This is a genomic window from Spirillospora sp. CA-142024, assembly GCF_050942325.1.
Classification (GTDB): Bacteria; Actinomycetota; Actinomycetes; order Streptosporangiales; family Streptosporangiaceae; genus Spirillospora.
In genome coordinates this window covers 5,682,025-5,699,848 of record NZ_CP192077.1, presented here as the reverse complement: position 1 = coordinate 5,699,848, position 17,824 = coordinate 5,682,025, and the positions used below count along the sequence as shown (strand labels likewise).

The following is a 17,824-nucleotide window of genomic DNA, read 5'->3' as shown; positions in this document are numbered from 1 at the left end:
GGGGAGCGTTGAAGCCTTCGCGCAGTGGTCACGTGCCGATCAACGGTCTGAGTCTCTATCACGAGGTGTATGGAGAGCTCGGCACCTCGGAAACGGCTCCTTTGCTGCTCATCCCTGGCGCGTACATGGCCGCCGACTCGATGGGGCAATGGGTGTCGGCCTTCGCGGGCACGCGCACCGTGATCGTCTTCGATCAGCAGGGGCACGGCCGCACACCGGACACCTCGCGCGAGCTGTCCTACCCGCATTTCGCCGACGATGCCGCGGCGTTGCTGCGCGCGTTGAAGGTCGAGCGTGCGGACGTGATGGGCTACTCGCAAGGCGGCGGGGTCGCGCTACAGCTCGCGCTCCGGCACCCGACACTGGTCAACAAGCTGGTAACGCTGTCGGCCGCCTACCGCAGGGACGGCTGGTATCCGTGGGTGGTGGAGGGCGCCGAGGATTCAGGCACCCCATGGTGGGCCGGTACGTCCGTCGAGAAGGCGTTCTTGGCGCACACGCCGGACGCCACGGCGTTGGAGGCCTACCTCGAGAAGATGAGGGTCTTCGGCAACGATGACCAGTACATCAGCGACTCGGAGATGCGCTCGATCGCTGCGAAGACGCTGGTCATCGCCGGTGATATGGATGACGTGAAGCCGGAGCACACGCTGGCGATGTTCAAGCTGCGCGGCGGCGCCGATGCGACTGCGGCAATGTCGTGGGCAGGGGTTCCAGCCGCGCGCTTGGTGATTCTGCCGACGACGCACGTTGGCATCTTTGGGGAGTCAGCGGTACTGGTGCCTATGGTGAGCGCGTTTCTCGATGATGTGACGCCGACGACGCCCGATCTCTTTTGAGCCGGCATGTGCCCTCATTGTGGCCGTGCTGATGCAGCGTGAGACACCGGAGCGGGCTTGTCTGGTCGGCAAGGTCGTGCTGGTCATCGGCGCCACCTCAGGGATCGGCGCCGCGGTGGCGCGGCGCGTTGCGGCGGAGGGAGCGGCGGTCGTCGCGGCCGGGAGGCGCACCGAACTCGGCGAACACCTCGTCACGGAGGTCCGGGCCGGCGGCGGTGAAGCGCTGTTCGTCACCTGCGACGCGACCGTGGAAGACGATGTGGCCGCTGCCGATGCTGTGAGCGACCGAGAGCTCTACCTGCCCACCGAGTGGGCGGGCGTGACCGGGGACGAGACCTACGGACAGAATCCGACCTTCCGCGCCTGGCTGCCGACCGGCAGATCCCGTTCGTTCCCGCCACCCGCAACGACGACCTGCTCACCAGACCACTCCTCGATCGCCCGACGCGCGCCCGCGACCCGGACCAGCTCGCGCAACGGCGTGGCCGCGGGTGCGGCACAGCGGTAAAACGCCGACTCGCGCACCGTCTTCCAGGCGGCGAAGAACGAGGCCGGGTTCGACCGCGAGGCTGAAAGGGGGGATCCGCAGCCGGCACTCGTGGGCTTATCCCGCTGTCGACCAACGAGATCCGCCGCCTCCCCTTTACTTCGCCGACCTGTATCGACCACGTCGTGCACTGGTCGACATGACGCCGAGAACCCGCCACGCCAAGCCCGCACCTGCCACTGTCCACGCCGAGGCGAAGAAGGCCTTGCGCGCCTTGACGAGTCGCCACCACCACAGGGCGCCGATCATGAGAGACAACGTCCCGCAGGTGAGCAGTGTCGGCAGGCCACGCGGCCTGCCGACCGAAACCTCAACGATCCGCGGTCGATCGGACTACCGCGGGCTGTGTTCAGCCAAAGAAGTCGTAGGCGCGCTTGATTCTTCCGTTCTCCACGCTCACGACTCCGTAACCGGTGGCCAGGGGGGTGGAGGTGGTGTCGGGCTGGAGGAGATGCCAGGAGAACAGCGCGTGATCATGATGGGCACTGATCACCTTGATCACCGTGAGGACGAGGTTTCCGAGTTTCTCCTCGCGTGCCTGGCCGATGGCGGCTGCGATGGCATCGCGGCCTTCGGCCGTCCAGTCGGGGTCGACGACTGTGGCGTCCTCGGTGAAGAGCGTCTCAATGGTGGTGCTGCGGTGGCCGCGGTCGAGGTCGTTCCATGCGGCGAAATAGGTGTGGACGATGTCAAGGGTGTCGCTCATGGGTGTGTCTCCCAGGGTGTTGGGCTGACCCGGTCGGGTCAGTAGCCGATGGTGAAGCGCCGCTGGACGAAGCGGGGTAGTTCCGCCTCGTCAACGAGGGCGACGGCGGCGTCCTCGAAGGAGACGCGGCTGCGTCCGTCGGCGTCGAGGACCGCCTGGTCACCCCCGATCCGGAAGCGGCCGGTGCGCTCGCCGGGCGCGATCTCCTCGGCAGGGCTGAAGTAGGTCCAGAGCCGGTTGGACGTGCGCAGGACATTCAGCGCATCCCGATGCCCGCGCACGGCGGCGGCGTACCCCCTGGGCAGTCCCAGCCGATCCAGGCTCTCGTGGAGCAGGTCGTCGGAGTCGGCTCGTGTGAGGCCGGGCTCCAATTCCAGGCTGCCCGCGCCGCCGATCACGATCAACCGGGTCCGGGGATGGCTCTCCAATGCCTTGAGCAGGGCGCGGGCGGCGGTGGCGTAGACGGTGGGGTCGGCAATCGAGCACGTCACCGTGTCGTCGAAGTCCTTGGCGGCGTTGCCTGGCTGGTACCCGCTGATCAGCACGTCCAGGCCAGGCAGGATCGCGGCGACGCTCGCGGTGTCGAGGACGTCCACGCTCTTCCAGGCGATGTTCTCCCGCTCGTCGCTGATCCTGGTGGCGTCGCGGCTGAACGCGGTGACGTGGTGCCCTCGGCGGACGGCTTCGTTGACGGCGCGGCTTCCGATACCGCCCGTGGCTCCGATGATTCCAATGTGCACAGATCTCTCCTGTGGTCGCAGACCGGAAGGTGCAACGCGAGACTATACGCCGTGAAGTTTTTATACGGCAACCAAGACTGGTGACGCTGTAGAGTCGCTGCCATGGCAAGCACGGGAGGACGCCGCGAACGACTGCGGGCCGAGACGACGGCGGAGATCAAGCAGGTCGCGCTCACACTGATGGCCACGGGAGGACCCGACGCGATCACGCTGCGGGCCATTGCCCGCGAGATGGGCATGACCGCCAATGCCCTCTACGGCTACTTCGCCACTCGTGACGACTTGATCAACGTCCTGATCAACGAGGTGTACACCGCGCTCGCCGACGCGGTGGACACGGCGTGGGCGAGTGCGCCCGCCGAGGACCCGGCCGGTCGGATCAGGACGTGGGCGCGAGCCTTCCGCGGCTGGGCCCTGGCCAACCCAGAGGGATTCCGCCTCATCTACGGCGACCCCGTCCCCGGCTACCAGGCGCCCGAGCGTGGCCCTGCCCCGGATGCCGCGCACCGGGTCTGCACGGGCATCGCCGCCCTCGCCGACGCCGCCTGGCCGTCCGCCCGACACCTGTACGCGCAGAGCGACTTCCAATGGTCCGACTTCGACGACGGCCTGCTCGCCAAGGTCCGGCCGGCCTTCCCTGACCTGCCACCGGCCGGCGTGGCCCTGGCGCTGCGCATCTGGGGCCACCTGCACGGCCTGACAGCCCTGGAGATCTACGGACACCTGCGCACCCAGACGACCGACCCCGGCAAGCTCTTCCAGGAAGAAACGGCCCAACTCGTCCGATCCCTGGGCATCGAGCCCGATGAGTAGGCGACCTCAGCGGCGCCATGGGCGGCGTCACCCCGGGCGGACGCGACGTCCACCGCCACGTATCCTCCCCGCCGCTGCGGGTCCGACGTTGTTTGAGGGTCGTTCAGGATGGTTCGGGAATCCTGCGTGCTCCCGCTGGTCCCCGCCCGGGGCGGGAGCAGGGGAGCACGCCTGGGCGAGCGGTTTGGGGTGGCTTGCTCCTTATGCTGGGCTGTGTGAGCGGGGTCTGTTCTTGCGGACGTCAAGTGGTTTCTGATTCGGAGATCGGCGCCGCTGCTGGATCCGGTTCGAGTTTTGCCAGCACCGCCGACCATGGGCGACCGATGGGCAGAGGTGCCGATCGGTCGCATCGAAGGGGCCTGGCACAACGTCTGTGTTCGGCTATTTGCGCACAGCTCTCACCTGGGGCAAGCGCGGCGTGCCCGGCCTTGCCGGGCGAGGCCGGTGAGGAGCCGTCCGACTGTCGGCCCGGTAGCCGGGCTGCTCGGATTCACGGCCATCGGATTGAAGATCGCTCGATCACTTGCCGCTCCGTCACGCAGGCCATCTTCCTGTGCCGCGATTTGCCGTTTCGTTCGCATTCCTGGCGTCTTCAGTGACGTCCGGTGCCGTTTGCGCTCACCGTGTTCCGCGACATACGAGCAAACAACGAGCCAACGCGAGCCGGTATCGCGCCTCTTCGTCTCCGAGAGGGGGTGACTGGCTCAGGACGTCTGGTGATCAGTGCTGCCGAGGCATCCTGACTCGGCTCAGGCCAGGGCGCACCTCGTCAGTTGATCCCTGACTCGGTACACGATTCGGGGTCAGTTCCTGGGCATCCAGCAGGTGGGCTGGTCATCCCGGCAGGAGGACCCGTCTGCGTGCCAACCGTGTGGGTGTTCCTTCGCGTCCGTCGGCTGCCGTGGTTCGTCCGCCGTGCGCCTACCGCTCTCGGACGGCGTAGGTCAGGTGTGTCGCCCGCTGTGTCGGCTCCGCGCGGATCGGTTCCAGGGCCACGCGGCCCGCGTCCACGCCCTCGAACAGGCGGATTCCGGAGCCGAACAGCACGGGGGAGAGCGCGATCGAGAACTCGTCGATCAGGCCTGCGTTGACGTACTCCAGGATCGTCGCGCCGCCGCCCGCGATGCGGACGTCGCGGTCGCCGGCGGCCTCGCGGGCCTGGTCGAGCGCGGACTCGATGCCGTCGTTGACGAAGTGGAACGTGGTGCCGCCGGGCCGCTCCCAGGGGTCACGCTTCTCGTGCGTCACGACGAAGACCGGCGTGTGGAACGGCGCCTCCTGCGGCCACATCTGCTCGCCGGCGTCGAACATGCGCTTGCCCATCACGCTTGCGCCGGTGCGCTCGAACGTCTCCCGCGCGATGTCGTTGTCGCGGCCCTCCTCGCCGCCCTCGCCCAGCTTCAGGTTCTCCCGGAAGAACCGCTGCGGGAGGATCCACGCCTGCAGTTCCATCCACTGCTGCCCCATCAAGTCCCCGAGGGACTCGGGCGCAATGAATCCGTCCAGCGACATCGACACACTGAAGAACACCTTCCCGGCCATCAGCCCTCCGCTCCCTTCCGAACGGCCTCGGTGACGTAGGCGGCCAGGTTGCTCAGGGTCTGCCGGCCGCCCTCGATCGCGTGGTACTTCTCGACCGCCTCGTCGCGCAGCTCCTTGGTGGGGAACACCGTGCGCATCTCGATCCGGGTCGCCGCCCCGTCGGGCGCGAACGTCAGGACCGACTCGAAGGCGTTCGGGTCGCCGCGGGACTCACCGTGCAGCAGCGCGATCCGCTCCGGTGGCACGATCTCGGTCCAGGAGATCCACTCGGTGTAGTCGGTCCCGTCCGGTCCGTGCATCACGAAGTCCCACTCCCCGCCGACGCGGAACTCGAACGCCCGCGTGGTGGTGGTGAACCCCTCCGGCCCCCACCACCGCGACAGGTGCCGCACCTCGGTGAACGCCTCGAACACCAGCTCCCGCGGGGCCTCGATGACCCGGGAGATCACGATCTGGCGGTCGGCCGTCGCGGACTGCGCCGGCGCTCCTTGTCCCATCGCGCTCATCAGCTATTCCTCCTGCCTTGCCTGCTTGAGGTCCTGCACGTATGCGTCCAGCCGGTCGAAGCTCTCGTTCCAGAACCGCTCGAACCCGCCGGCCCACTCGTGGACCGGTCGCAGCCCGCGGGCGTCAAGGCCGTACAGGCGCTGCTTGCCTGCCCTGCGGTCCCGCACCAGCCCGACCTCCCGGAGCACCCGCAGGTGTTTGGACGCCCCCGGCTGGGTCATCCCCAACTCCCGGGCCAACTCGGTCACCGGCCGCTCACCCGCCCGCAGCAGCACCAGGATCTCCCGGCGCTGCGGCTCGGCGATCGCGTTGAAGACGTCCGACGTCGTCGCTGCTCGTGCCATGACCGCCATCATATGCCGATATAGGCATGCGTCAACCGGAGGAATCAGGCGGGTCTTGTCAGATGACGATCGTGACCCTTGTCAGCGGCTGCGGAAACGCCTACCTGCGGGGCACCTCCGTCGGCTGTCGCTGGCGGGTCAGCAGCCGGGTTGGTGCGCCGCACGATCGGTGGGTTCTCGATGCCGATCAGTGCCGCATCGTCCGGTACCCGCCACCCCGGCACCGCCCCGATCACAGCAGTAGCGTGGGCGCACAGCCCGAACCGACAACCGCGGGGGACTCCGCAGATGCTCGACGACATGCGCTTGCTGCGCGACGCAGTACACGACTACCGTGCGGCAGCGACGTCTGCCGGTCTCACCTGGCCAGAGCCCGAGGTCGACACCGTCCCTGGTGGACCTGCGCCGGACCTCGTCCATCGGCTCTTCGATGTTGACCGGGTCGCCGGCCACGCCACCTGGCTGCTGTCCCAGGGCTGGGAGATGGATCGGCTGCTGCCCGGCGGGGGGTGGATCGCGGCCTGGCCTACCGACGTGCGTGACGCCCTCGACATCGTGGCCATGGCGATCGGGGCCCCGTTCGCCTGGCGGCGCCAGCTGCCCCTGTTCGGTTTCGAGCACCACGTTTTCACGTTCATCCTCGCCGGCGACCACGAGGGCGAGATCTGGCGCTATGAGATCGATCCCGACGGCTGGGGTCCGGCGCCCGCGGCCCCCGGGCTGGCCGCGCTGTTCACCCAGTGGTCGAGGGCGATCCGGGCTGGTGTGGTCGGTCGGGTCGACCACCTTGGTTGGCTCCAGGTGGGCCCCGACATTCCGGGAAACGACGCTGCTGTGGTCCGGGCGCTCCAGCAGCACGGCCTCGATCCGCTGGCGTTCCCGGTTTATCTGACCGGTCATCCACTGCTGCGGGCCCGCCAGATCGAGTCCGGTGTTGACATCGACGCCGTCGACCGTGGCTTTGACGCCTTGGAGGAGCTGATGGACGAGGCCGACGCCGTACGCGCCCGACTCAGCGGCTGACAGAACCAGCCGACTCACACCGAACACATCCCAGACCAGCACCCTGACCTGCAAATTTCCGGGCGCGGTGAGGTTGGGCGGGCTGGTGAACGTCGGCTGTGGCGAGCGCGCCTGACCGATATGAGCGACGAGGCGGCGGACGCTGGTAACAAGGAGATCCGCCGACGCACCGACGTGGTCGGGATCTTCCCCGACCGCGCCGCGATCGTCCGCCTCGTCGGCGCCGTCCTGATGGAGCAGACCGACGAATGGAACGAGGCCCGCTGCTACATGGGCCTGGTATTCCTGGCCAAAGCCCGCCTTCGAGTAGTCGAGGGCAACACACCCGACCTCGAGATCGACCAGCGAGAACTCGCCGCTTAACCTGCAGAAACAGGATCACGCGGAGATCAACTCTTACACCGCTCCAGTGGACGTGACCGTCAAGTAGCCGATCACGTTGCTGGGATCGCTGCCTTCTGGGTGGAAGAAGTTGAGCCAGCGGTCGCGCTCGCCCTCTTCTGGCGACACATCCGCAGAATGACATAGTACGACCAGCAAGGCGGACTCCCTTCGCTGCGCACGCCTTTATCGTGCCGCCCGGACCGTGGGGCGCCCGACGTGAGGCCATGTGTGGCCTGAACGCCATGAGGCGCTTTGCGCGTCTTGACTCCAGGATCGCCACTCCGGAGTCTGGCCTGTACGAGTTGGGTTTCCCGCCCACGCGCAGTATGTCGCCCGCGATGCAGCCGTCCGTGCGGTTGAGGCTCCTCCAGGAGGTGGCCCATGGAATTGTCCGCCGAGATCCTGCGCGCGCTTGCCGACGTCGGTGCCGACCTGTTCCCCCTCAATGGGGTGAACGGATTCGATATCGGGCTGGATGAAGCCGGTGTCTTGGCCGTACGCATCCTGGTACCGCATCCCGACGAGCCGCCCGCAGGGCTGCCGTCTCTTGGCGACTTGCCGGTGATCGTGGTCTACGGCAGCCCGTACCTGGAGACCACCCCCGTGATCCCGGACGCCGCCCGGCACGATCCCGTGCTCGGCTGCCACCAGGTCGGCCGCCACGACACCTATGGCGGTCTCGCCGGTACCGGCACGCTGGGCTGTGTACTGCGCGACAGCGGTACCGGCCAGCCCGTCGCGATCGGCAACGCGCACGTCCTGGGCGGTACGCCCGGCTCGCTCCCGTATGCCGTCGGCGATGTGATCCAGCAGCCGGCGCCGAGCACTTTGCCGCCGAGCAGTCTGGAGCGACTGGGTGAGCGGGTGCATGAGCGCGGGGCGCGAACGCTGGAGACTGCGGGCAGGGTCAGCGGAATCTCGAGGGTGTACGCGTGTACGCGTGTACGACGGCGCGGGCGACCTGCTGTGGTGGACGTTCGGACAGATCACCATCGACGTCGACACCTGGTATCCCGGCGAGAACCCCGACGGCGTCCGGTCGGACTCCGGCTCAGTGGTGGTCAAACGCGGATCACAAGATCATCGGCCTGCACCACGCGGGCGATGACACCACCGGTTACGCCTGTGACTTCCCGGCGGTGGCGGCCGCGCCCGGAGTCACCTTGTGAGATGAGGGCGATGTGACGGGGACGGGGCGATGATCAGGGCGTTGGTGGCGCGACCGGCGGACCACCTGCTGCTGGGGGTGGAGTGGTCCGGCATGACCGTCACCGGCGGAGGGGAGGCGCTGGTGGCCGACCCGGGTGGCGGGGTTCTTACGCTCTGGTTTCCGCCACAGCACCTGGCCGAGGAGACGATCGCCGAGACCGCCGGGGCCGACGGGCGGCGGGCGCGGCTGTCCGGGTCGAGCGCGCTGCGGTTCGTCGTGCCGGCCGGGAACAGGGTCGAACTCACCGTGGAAGGCCTGGTCCGGGCCGCCGGCGAACTCGCCGTCGACGCCGGTAGCGTGGTTGAGCTGCCGTGGCGGCTGAAGGTACGCCCCCAGACCCAGGGCGGACACCCGCTGCGGGCCGGCCACCCCGTCGGCACGACCCCGGATGAGACCAACCCGCTGTGGCGTACCCGGTTGCACGCTTCCGAGCCCGGCTCGGGGGTGGAGCTCGTGGTGGTGGACGAGAGGGCGGCAGGCATCGGCGACCCTCCGGACTTCGTGCCGGCGCTCGACCGGTTCGCCCGGCAGTCCCTTGCCGAGCTGACGGGCAAGGCGCCGGCGCGGTCACGCCTGTTGGAGCTGAGCGCGCTCGGGGGCTCCCTCGTGGCCTCCGGACGCTGGCCGGAGGCGGAATGGGACCACAGCGCCGTACTCGGCCGGGACATGTCCGTCCGCTTCCTCGCCCGCGGCTACCTCTACCCGTTCGGGCACCGGGCCATCTACGAGAAGTCGGTGGTGCGCGCCTTCGATGCGGCCGAGCAGGTCGCGGTGCTTCGCCACGCGTACCAGCTCACAGTCGTCGAGCCGGTACGCGGCCGGTCTCAGGACCCGGCCATCCGCCGCCGGTTCCCATTCGACGAGGTGGAGATCTCCCGAACCGTCTTCACCGAGCTCGAGCACCCCGACTGGCAGAGCTTCGATGCCGGGGACGGCCAACGCAGGGACACGTACTTCCGGCCCATGGCCTCGGCCGGGCAGCCCCTCCTGTTCCCGGTGGTGTGCCACGCGCCGAACGGCCCCGTCCGGCTCGAGGTCCCGCTCGCGTTCGTCGCGGACCGGTCGCTGGACACCGCGGCGACCTCGCGGCTCGCCGAGGAACTCGGGAGGTTCTACGGCCGGGTCACGGTCGCGATTCCGCCCACCCCGCTCGACCTCGTTCGGGCGCCCAAGGCCGCACCGGCGGACGTCCACCTGGTCCGCGGCTTCACGCTCGGCGGCCGGTTCGGCCATGCCGATCCGGGGGCCGTCCTCGAGGAGCTGGAGATGACGCTGCCGGCGCTGGGACGGCTGCTGGACCAGGCCGACGCCTACCACCCGTTCCGCTACACCGACGCCTTCGCCGAGCAGGGCGAGTCGGCGTACGCGATGCTCGAGCTCGCCGCAGGCGAGGCGATACCGATCGACTTCGCGGGGCGGGCGGAGCGTTCCGGCGGGCTGGCGGCGCTGGCGTACCGGGTCAACGCGATCTCCCGGAACTACGGGCCCGTCAAGGCCGCCGCGGGCGCCCTGGTGTCCTCCCCGGCCGGCCTGTTCGACGTCGGGGCCGGCCTGCTCGGCTACCCGCTGCGCGAGATCATCGAACGGATCGACGTGCCTCCGATGATCACCTCGGAGATGCGGCCGGGCCGCGGCCCCGTCGTCACGATGAGCTGGTCACAGCCGGGCGCCGTCACGTTCCGGAAGAACCTCCCGGGATTCGTCGCCAAGGACACCACCCGCCTCGAGCTGAACGTGGTCGCGTCCGACACCGGCACAAGCGTGACCTGCACACTGCATGACTTCGGGCTGCGGCTGCCCACGTCCAACCCGCTGCTCGAGCTGTCGTTCGCGAAGGTGACGTACGTCCGGCGGACCGGACCCGAGCCGCCGGGCCAGGGCGCGCCTCCCGACGGGCTCACCGTCGAGGGCCTCGGGGCGAAGCTGCTGGGCAGCCTGAAGCTGCTCCAGGAGCTGGGCGACAACGTCGCGATCGGCGACGCCGGGCCGAAGATCACACCGTCCACCAGCGGGGTCGCGGTCGACTACGCGCTGCCGCTGCCCGCCGTGACATGCGGCGTCTTCGTGATGCGCAACATGCTGTTCAGGGCCGGCGTCGACGTGTCCTTCACCGGCGCACCACCCGAGGTCGTGCTCGGTTTCTCCAGCCGGACGAACCCGTTCGCGCTGACCGTGATGGCGTTCGGCGGTGGCGGCTACCTGGAGCTCGCCGCCGACCAGAACGGGCTGCGGCGGCTGGAGGCGGCGCTGGAGTTCGGGGCGCTGGTGGCCGTCGAGTTCTACGTCGCACGCGGCGAGGCCCACATACTCGGCGGGGTGCGGTTCGTCTGGGACTCCGGCGAGCTGGAGGTCAGCGGCTACCTGCGGATCGGCGGCACCCTGGACGTGCTGGGGCTGGTCTCGGTCTCGGTGGAGCTGAGGCTGGAGCTGACATACCGGTCGGCGACGAACGACTTGGTGGGCCGCGCCACCGTGATCCTCGAGATCGAGGTCCTGTTCTGGTCCGAGCGTGTGGAACTGGACAGCGGCGAATGGCGCCTGGTCGGCGGGGACGCGCCGGCACTGACCCGGCCCGCGGCCTTCGCGGCCTTCACCGCCGACGGCGACCACGACCCGGGGCTGGAGAACTGGCGGCGGTACCGCAGCCGCTACGCGCCCGCGCCCTCGAAGGAGGAGCCGTGAGCAGCGTCCCCCCGGTCGCCGAGTTCGACCTGCCGTTCGCCCCGGACCGGCTGTTCTGGACGGACGGCGATCATCTGCTGGCCGCCCGTACCGGCACCACGGCCCCCCCGCTGAAGCTGTCGATGCCCGGCGGGCAGGCTCAGCCCGCGTGGGGAGAGGATCCGAGCGGCCTGCCCCGCGGCACCCTCACCGCGATCACGGTCCAGGCCGCGTACGGGGTCTGCGCGTACGCCGAACGGATGCAGGTTCCGCACGACACCGAGCCGTTCCAGCGGCTGGTGGGGCTCAACGTGCACACCGGTGAACGGTTCTGGCAGCGGCAGTACCAAGGCGCGAGGGACCTCGCCCTCGGCGACGTCGGAGATCCGTTCCTGTTGGCGTGGACCGATGACGGGTTCCTCGCCTACGCGATGGAGCCGGGCGATCCTGCAGGGTGGACCCGGTCCGTGTCGCTGCTGCTGAGCCAGCCGTGGTGCCTGGGACCCGACGGCTCGCCCTCGTTGCTCGCGTACGGCTCGCCACCCTCGATCGTCGACTGCGCTACCGGCGAGCCGCGACCTACGAAGCAGACGCGGCTCCTCCTCGGCGAGTGCCGGCAGCTGAAGTGGGCCGCCGGCGAGATCCTCCTCGCGGTGGGCGAGTACTTCTGGGTGGACGAGGCGGGTGGCGAACCCGGCACCTCCGGCTGGATCATGGAGTTCGAGGGCGACGGGTACGTCGAGTTCCGGCTCCCGGCCGGAGACTCGGTCGGCTACCACGGCATCGCCACCAGTCCGTCTGGGAAGTTCGTGGCCTACGCCTCGGGCTCCGAGCTCACGGTCCGGACGCTGCCCGGGCTTGCCCCGTCGGAGGATTTCCGTACGCTGCGGCTGGACCCGGCAACGGGCAGGCCACGCTGCGTCCGATACAGCCCCGACGGCGGGCTGCTGGCCGTGAACGCCACCCCGTCCGGCCCAGGGGTGACGCTGCTCGAGGCCGGCACCGGCGCCTGCCTTTGGCGGCATGACGGCGAGGCCGGCCGGATCGAGTTCAGCCCATCCGGCACCCGGATCGCCCTGTGCGGCGGCAACCGGGTCACCTGCTACGACATCGACGACGTCGCGGCGGCCGCATGGACCCACCGGCAGCAGTGGGAGCGGCGCGGCACCCCGTACCGGATGGTGCTCGCCACGATCCCGGACTCCCAGGCGCCGGAGCGGGAACGGACCTGGATCGGCGTGGTCGGTGCAGGCGAAGGGGCCGACGGCTTCGAGTACTTCCGCAGGCTCGGCGACGCCGCGCCCCTGTACGAGAGCGAGCCGGACGCGCGGGTGCTCGGCCTGGCCGTGAGCCCGAGCGGGGACCACTGCGCGGTGTGGCTGGCCGACACAAGACTCGTGGCCCGTACGTTGCTCGGCACGCCGTTGCAGTCCTGGCCGCGGCAACCCTCCGCCGCCACCCGGGCCCCGCGCGACGCGGCGTTCATCGACGACCGGCGGCTTGTCGACGTACGCGGCGACACGTGGTTGCGGTTCTACGGCGTCAACGAGGAGGACCCGACGAGCGTGCAGTTCAACGACCCGCTCGAGCGGGTCGCGGTGCTTCCGGCCGAACCACCCGACGACGCGGTGATCGCGGTGGCGAGCCGGAGCCACTGCCGCCTGCTGCGCCACGACGGCGGGCAGATCATCGAGAAGCCGATCGACGTCGACGGCAAGATCGCCTCTCTGGCGTTCGCCGTGCCCGGCGAAGGGAGCGCCAAGCTGGTGATCACCAGCAGCAACGCCGACGCCGCGCTGGTGCTCGTGGACATCCGTACCGGCCTCACCGAGACGATCTCCCATCACACGGGGATCGACCAGGTCGTGGTGAGCCCGGATGGCCGGCTGCTCGCGACCGCGGCGGGCAACGACGTGCGGGTGACCTCGGTCTCCTCCCCCGGTGACGAGCACACGGCGTGGCGGCTGCCGTACCCGGTCACCCGGCTGGCGTTCTATCCGAAGGGACGCGCCCTGCTCGTGGCGACCGAGCAGCCGTACCTGTACATGTTCGACCTTGACGGCGAGGCGGTCGGGCGCGGGGATCGCGACGACGCGGACGCGTTCTGGTGGGGTCCGGTGGCCGGCGTTCCCCACGACCTGGGGTTCACCGCCGACGGCAGGGTGCTCGCCGTCGCCTGCGAAGACGGAATCCATTTCTACCGAGGCCGGGGCGATGAGTGACCTGGTGCTGATCGCGGTCCCGAACCGCCTGCTCAACCCGGCCGACGTGCCCGGCCACGAGATCGGCCGGCCCGCCGTACTGCGGGTCGTCGTGGTTCCCAGGCTTGACGGCAGCTCCCTGACGACCGAAGGGATGGACACGTGGCCGAGGATCCTGCTCGACGACCTGGACTTCCGGCTGTACGTCAAGAATCCCGCAGGCGTACAGGCGACACGGTTCCGCCCGGTGCTGTACGACTCCGTGGCCAGCCAGGACGTCTGGGACGCCGTCTTCCGGGGCGACGCGGCCAGGCTGTTCGCGGGCCTGCGTGAGCCGGACAGCGCCCTGGTGACGCCTCGGTACGGCGACGCCCAGCGGATCGGCCTGACGTACCGCGAGGTGAGCGAGGTGCTGGCCGAGCCCGACGGCCCCCCCGACCTGGCGCGGTACCTGCGGCCGTGGGCCGCCGTCCCTGCGCCGGAACCGCCGCGGGACTCGCCGCTGCTGGACTCGGCCATGGACTTCCGGCGCACGTTCGGGCTGATCCGCGAGCATCCAGAGGTGCTGCGTGACCTCGGGCTGGTATTCGAGCTGCTGATCAACGCCGACGAGCTGGACGACGGCGATCGGCTGTCGGTGCGCGCGTACGGCACCGACCTCGTGTTCACCTCGCCGTGGACGTGGTACGAGCTCGACACGGAGGGATTCTGGCCGGGTGCCGACCCCGAACGGGCCGGTGACGTACGGCGGGGGGTCATCGACCTGTCGGACGCACCGCGGATCGACCTGGTGGACGAGACGCGCGGCACGCCACCATGGGCGATCGCGACCTTCGACGTGGACGGCGGAGTGATCGGACTGCGGGCGGCCGCACGGCTGCTCGCCTCCGGCGCCAGCACTGATCCGGCCGGGCCCCCCGCGCCGAACGGGCCGGGCGCACAGCTGCCCGCGCTACGGTCGGCCGGGCTGATGCTGATCCGCCCTGACCGGCAACGCGAGTTCGACGACCGACTCGACCGGGCCTCCCTGCGCGCCCACAACCGCATCCACGCCACCGACGGCAACGCCGAGGACGAACTGGACGCCACCGAGCTGGTGCTCGGCTATCGAGTGGACGTGTTCGACGCCGACGACCCCCGGTGGCGGTCTTTGTGCGCACGCGAGGCCGTCTACTCGGTGCTCGACGCGGCGGGCGACCGTATCGAGATCGGGACCGGGCGGGGCCGCCGGGAGGAGGGCCACGTCAAGCACCTGGCCGCCGTACGCGGCGAGGACGGCGTGATACGCGCGGACGAGATCGTGGTGCGGTGGGACGGCTGGAGCCTCGCGGTGCCGCCTCCCGAACTCGCCCACCGTCCCGACCGGACCTGGCAGGCCGCCGCCCCGCGCATGTCCGCCCCGTACAACCTGGACTGGAGCTTCGACGTGCCGGAGGGAGCGCTCCCCCGGCTCCGTTTCGGCCGGCGCTACCGCCTGCGCGTACGCGTGGCGGACATCGCCGGCGGCGGCCCTGATCTGGACGCCGTCACCGACGACTGCGCCAGCGGCGAGATCGCCTACCGCCGGGCCGAGCCGGTGGCGCCGCCCCGCCTGCACGTGGACTCCGCACCGCTGCCCGGCGCGGCCGTCGACCGCCTGGTGATCCGCAGCGACCAGGGCATGACCGCCGAGGAGTTCGCCGCCGCCGAACCCCGCTACGCCGCCCGGGACGCCTGCACGCTGCACCCCCCGGCGGTCGCGTTCGCGCTGATCGAGCAGCACGGCGTACTCGACTCGATGACCGATGCCGAGAGTTGGCGGCTCGCCGCGCAGGCGTTGCGGGTCGAACCCGGCGACCAGCCCGCGCTCTCCCTGCCGGACCCGGCGGCGGCCGGCGTGGCCGCGTACGCCGGCGGGCCGTGGTCGGCGGCGGACTGGCACCCCTGGCCGGGCACCGACACCAAGACCGTCGTGGTCGGGGACCACGTGCCCGAGAGCACCGCGGTCGTGCTCAGCTGGGAGAACGACGATCGGCTGCGGATCGACCTGGCCCCCGGGGAGAGCGCCGACGTCGAGCTCTCCTCCACGATCACGCCGGGCTTCCTCCCGCACTTCGCCGTCCACGAGTGGCTCGGGCCGCGTGCCGCCCCCGGCGGAGTCACCGGCGAGAACGCGCTCCGGGGGCGGCATCCGTTGCTCTCGCCCCCGGTGACCGTGCGCGCCGTGCACGCCGTACGCCGGCCCCGGATCGCCCCGGTATGGCGGGAGCTGCAGGCGACTCGTGGCGAGGGCGACACGGCGGCCATCGTCACGGCGGAGTTCGCCGAGGACGGGCTGCACACCGCCAGCACGGGCAGGGTGGAGGTCGCCGCCGCCTGGGAGGAATGGTCGGATGACTCCGTACGGCCGATGACCGCAGGCCACGTGCACGACCGGGACGTGGACCGTGACCAGGCGCCGCGACTGCGCTTCGCGCACCAGTTCGGTGACACCCGGCATCGCGACGTCGCCTATACCGCGAAGGCGGTGAGCCGCTACCGGCCGTACTTCGCCCCGGAGGACCCGCCGGGGGCGTTCGAGCTCATGGGCGAGCCGCGCACCGTGGTGGTGCCGTCGTCCGCCCGGCCGCCGAAACTCGAGGTGCTTGCGGTGCTGCCCGGTTTCCGTTGGTCGGCGGAGACCGGGCCGGACCGGATCGTACGCCGCCGCTCCGGCAACCGGTTGGTGGTCGAGCTGGCCCGCCCCTGGTACGCGACCGGTGCAGGCGAGTGCCTGGGCGTGGTCGCGTCCGAGAGCCCCGGAGATGCCGCGCATCTGGTCACCGAGCTGGCCGGAGACCCCGTCTACGCATCGCCGCGCGTCGGCCGGTACCCGGGGGCCGAGTGGTTCGGCGGCGAGGCTCGTTCCCTGCGGCTGCCCGGCGGTGAGCTGACCGCATCGGTGATCGCGTGCCCGGTCACCCTCGAGGGCAACGCGTGGCGCGCCGAGGTGGTGCTGACCCCGCCCGCCGACATGCGCGCGTACCGGCCCTTCGTACGGTTGGCCGTGGCCCGCTACCAGCCGTACAGCCTGCCGGCGCTGGAACTGTCGCCGGTGGTCACGACGGAGCGGGTGCCGCTGCTGCCCGATCGGGAGATCGTCGTCGAGCGCGCCGGGGGAGGGCTGCTCGTACGGGTGCACGGCGTCGGGCCGCAGCCGCCGAACCGAGTCGAGGTCGGCATCGACGAGGCCCCGGACAGCGGCCCGGCACCGGAGCTGATCGCGGTCGACTCCGCCACCGACCCCGGCCTGCCCGCGTGGCGCCCGCTGCCGACGTTCACGCGGACCGGTGACGCGTCCGGCACGCCGATCGAGCTGCCGCTCCCGCCCGGAGGCCGGCCGCTGCGGCTGCGGGTGCGGGAGGTCGAAGACCTGACTCCGCTCGGCGATCTTGCGGCCCCGGAGGAGGGCCTCGGCGCGCAGCCGCCGGAGCTGACCGAACGCACGGTGTTGATCGACCACATCCCGATCCCAGGGGGATGGCTGCCGGAAGGGGACGACAATGGGTGAGCTGGAGATCTCGGTGGACACAGGCGGACTGATCCAGACCCCGCCGATCGATGTGAACGTCGCCGACGACGGGTCGGGGATGCCGCGCGGCACGATCACCTTCGTCATCCACAACACGGGCACGGACGCCGTCACCGTGACATTCGACGTCCTGCCGGACGAGGGGACCCCGGCTTCGTGGTTCCGGGTCGAGAACGACCAGTTCACGGTGCCCGCGGACGCGTACGTCCAAGCCGGCGTACAGATCACCATGCCGGCCGAGGGCGGGTACGAGCGCCACCACCTACGGGGACGCGTGCGATCACCTGGTCTCGCACCGGCCGTCAGCGAACAGGGGCGCTTCTCCCGGCCACTCCCGCCGGGATGGAGGCTGTCCTCATATCCGGATACCTACCTCGACCTCTCCTACGGTGGCCGCGAGATCTCGTTCTCGTTCCACGGTCCAAGTGCCGGTGAGCGCCTACTCTTCGACATCGGAGCACCAGACGCGGAGTCGGCCGGCTGGTTCAGCGTCGACCAAACTGTTAAGGGTCCCTTTGGGCTCGAGCCTTGGGACGGGACCTTCACCTGGCGGGTCAACGTCAACGCCGGCGCACTGATCGCCTCCGGACGGCCCGGGGTGTGGCTCCAACCACGGGTGGATATCGAGTACTTCCCTCCCATATCGGAAGGGGATACCTCCATTCCAGGCCCTGAATGGAAGCCGTGCGGGTACTGGTTCGGCTATGGCGTAGAGGTTGGCGGCTGATGAGCACTTCGTAGGCAGGATGCTTACGGG

General features: G+C 70.1%; 14 protein-coding genes and 1 pseudogene. 10 read left to right on the top strand and 5 right to left on the bottom strand.

The annotated features are described in order from the left end of the window. The first annotated feature begins 32 nt into the window (after window positions 1-32). Window positions 33-839, top strand: a complete 807-nt coding sequence (locus ACQPZP_RS27315) for an alpha/beta fold hydrolase (protein ID WP_433472577.1) — start codon at window positions 33-35, stop codon at window positions 837-839. Window positions 840-858: 19 nt separating this feature from the next. Then, complete coding sequence (locus ACQPZP_RS27310) at window positions 859-1,347, top strand: SDR family NAD(P)-dependent oxidoreductase (protein ID WP_433472576.1); 489 nt, start codon at window positions 859-861, stop codon at window positions 1,345-1,347. A gap of 388 nt (window positions 1,348-1,735) precedes the next feature. Here the strand turns inward: ACQPZP_RS27310 and ACQPZP_RS27305 are convergent, their stop codons facing one another. Together ACQPZP_RS27305 and ACQPZP_RS27300 are read right to left on the bottom strand one after the other, a co-directional pair. Further along, window positions 1,736-2,092 carry a nuclear transport factor 2 family protein gene (locus ACQPZP_RS27305; protein WP_433472575.1) on the bottom strand — a complete coding sequence of 119 codons (357 nt, stop codon included), beginning with the start codon at window positions 2,090-2,092 and terminating at the stop codon, window positions 1,736-1,738. A gap of 38 nt (window positions 2,093-2,130) precedes the next feature. After that, on the bottom strand, window positions 2,131-2,832 hold the full coding sequence (locus ACQPZP_RS27300) for an NAD(P)-dependent oxidoreductase (RefSeq protein ID WP_433472574.1): 702 nt from the start codon (window positions 2,830-2,832) through the stop codon (window positions 2,131-2,133). Window positions 2,833-2,934: 102 nt separating this feature from the next. Between ACQPZP_RS27300 and ACQPZP_RS27295 the strand changes: the two genes are divergently transcribed. Then, entirely contained in the window at window positions 2,935-3,645 is a 711-nt protein-coding gene (locus ACQPZP_RS27295; RefSeq protein WP_433472573.1) for a TetR/AcrR family transcriptional regulator, read from the top strand. A 921-nt stretch (window positions 3,646-4,566) separates the two neighbouring features. Here ACQPZP_RS27295 and ACQPZP_RS27290 read toward each other — a convergent pair. From ACQPZP_RS27290 to ACQPZP_RS27280, 3 genes are read right to left on the bottom strand one after another with little or no spacing between them, the layout of a single operon-like run. Beyond that, window positions 4,567-5,187, bottom strand: coding sequence for a dihydrofolate reductase family protein (locus ACQPZP_RS27290; RefSeq protein ID WP_433472572.1), 621 nt, complete (start codon window positions 5,185-5,187; stop codon window positions 4,567-4,569). Continuing rightward, window positions 5,187-5,693, bottom strand: a complete 507-nt coding sequence (locus ACQPZP_RS27285; protein WP_433472571.1) for an SRPBCC family protein — start codon at window positions 5,691-5,693, stop codon at window positions 5,187-5,189. The genes ACQPZP_RS27290 and ACQPZP_RS27285 overlap by 1 nt, the downstream gene beginning before the upstream one ends. 3 nt (window positions 5,694-5,696) lie before the next feature. Then, entirely contained in the window at window positions 5,697-6,038 is a 342-nt protein-coding gene (locus ACQPZP_RS27280; protein WP_375027184.1) for an ArsR/SmtB family transcription factor, read from the bottom strand. Between the two features lie 288 nt (window positions 6,039-6,326). On the opposite strand from ACQPZP_RS27280, the gene ACQPZP_RS27275 reads away from it, so the two are divergent. The 7 genes and pseudogenes from ACQPZP_RS27275 (at window position 6,327) to ACQPZP_RS27245 (ending at window position 17,794) form a co-directional block, all read left to right on the top strand. Beyond that, on the top strand, window positions 6,327-7,061 hold the full coding sequence (locus tag ACQPZP_RS27275; RefSeq protein ID WP_433472570.1) for a hypothetical protein: 735 nt from the start codon (window positions 6,327-6,329) through the stop codon (window positions 7,059-7,061). Window positions 7,062-7,208: 147 nt separating this feature from the next. After that, window positions 7,209-7,424: pseudogene (locus tag ACQPZP_RS27270) on the top strand (transposase); the annotation flags it as partial. A gap of 402 nt (window positions 7,425-7,826) precedes the next feature. Then, window positions 7,827-8,630 carry a hypothetical protein gene (locus ACQPZP_RS27265; RefSeq protein ID WP_433472569.1) on the top strand — a complete coding sequence of 268 codons (804 nt, stop codon included), beginning with the start codon at window positions 7,827-7,829 and terminating at the stop codon, window positions 8,628-8,630. Between the two features lie 13 nt (window positions 8,631-8,643). Further along, window positions 8,644-11,337, top strand: coding sequence for a hypothetical protein (locus tag ACQPZP_RS27260; protein WP_433472568.1), 2,694 nt, complete (start codon window positions 8,644-8,646; stop codon window positions 11,335-11,337). Next, the gene (locus tag ACQPZP_RS27255) at window positions 11,334-13,538 is read left to right on the top strand and encodes a hypothetical protein (RefSeq protein ID WP_433472567.1); all 2,205 of its coding nucleotides are present in this window, start codon (window positions 11,334-11,336) and stop codon (window positions 13,536-13,538) included. The genes ACQPZP_RS27260 and ACQPZP_RS27255 overlap by 4 nt, the downstream gene beginning before the upstream one ends. Further along, entirely contained in the window at window positions 13,531-17,046 is a 3,516-nt protein-coding gene (locus ACQPZP_RS27250; RefSeq protein WP_433472566.1) for a hypothetical protein, read from the top strand. The genes ACQPZP_RS27255 and ACQPZP_RS27250 overlap by 8 nt, the downstream gene beginning before the upstream one ends. Continuing rightward, window positions 17,039-17,794 (top strand): hypothetical protein, encoded by a 756-nt coding sequence (locus ACQPZP_RS27245; protein ID WP_433472565.1) that lies wholly within the window; start codon window positions 17,039-17,041, stop codon window positions 17,792-17,794. The genes ACQPZP_RS27250 and ACQPZP_RS27245 overlap by 8 nt, the downstream gene beginning before the upstream one ends. Window positions 17,795-17,824 lie beyond the last annotated feature (30 nt).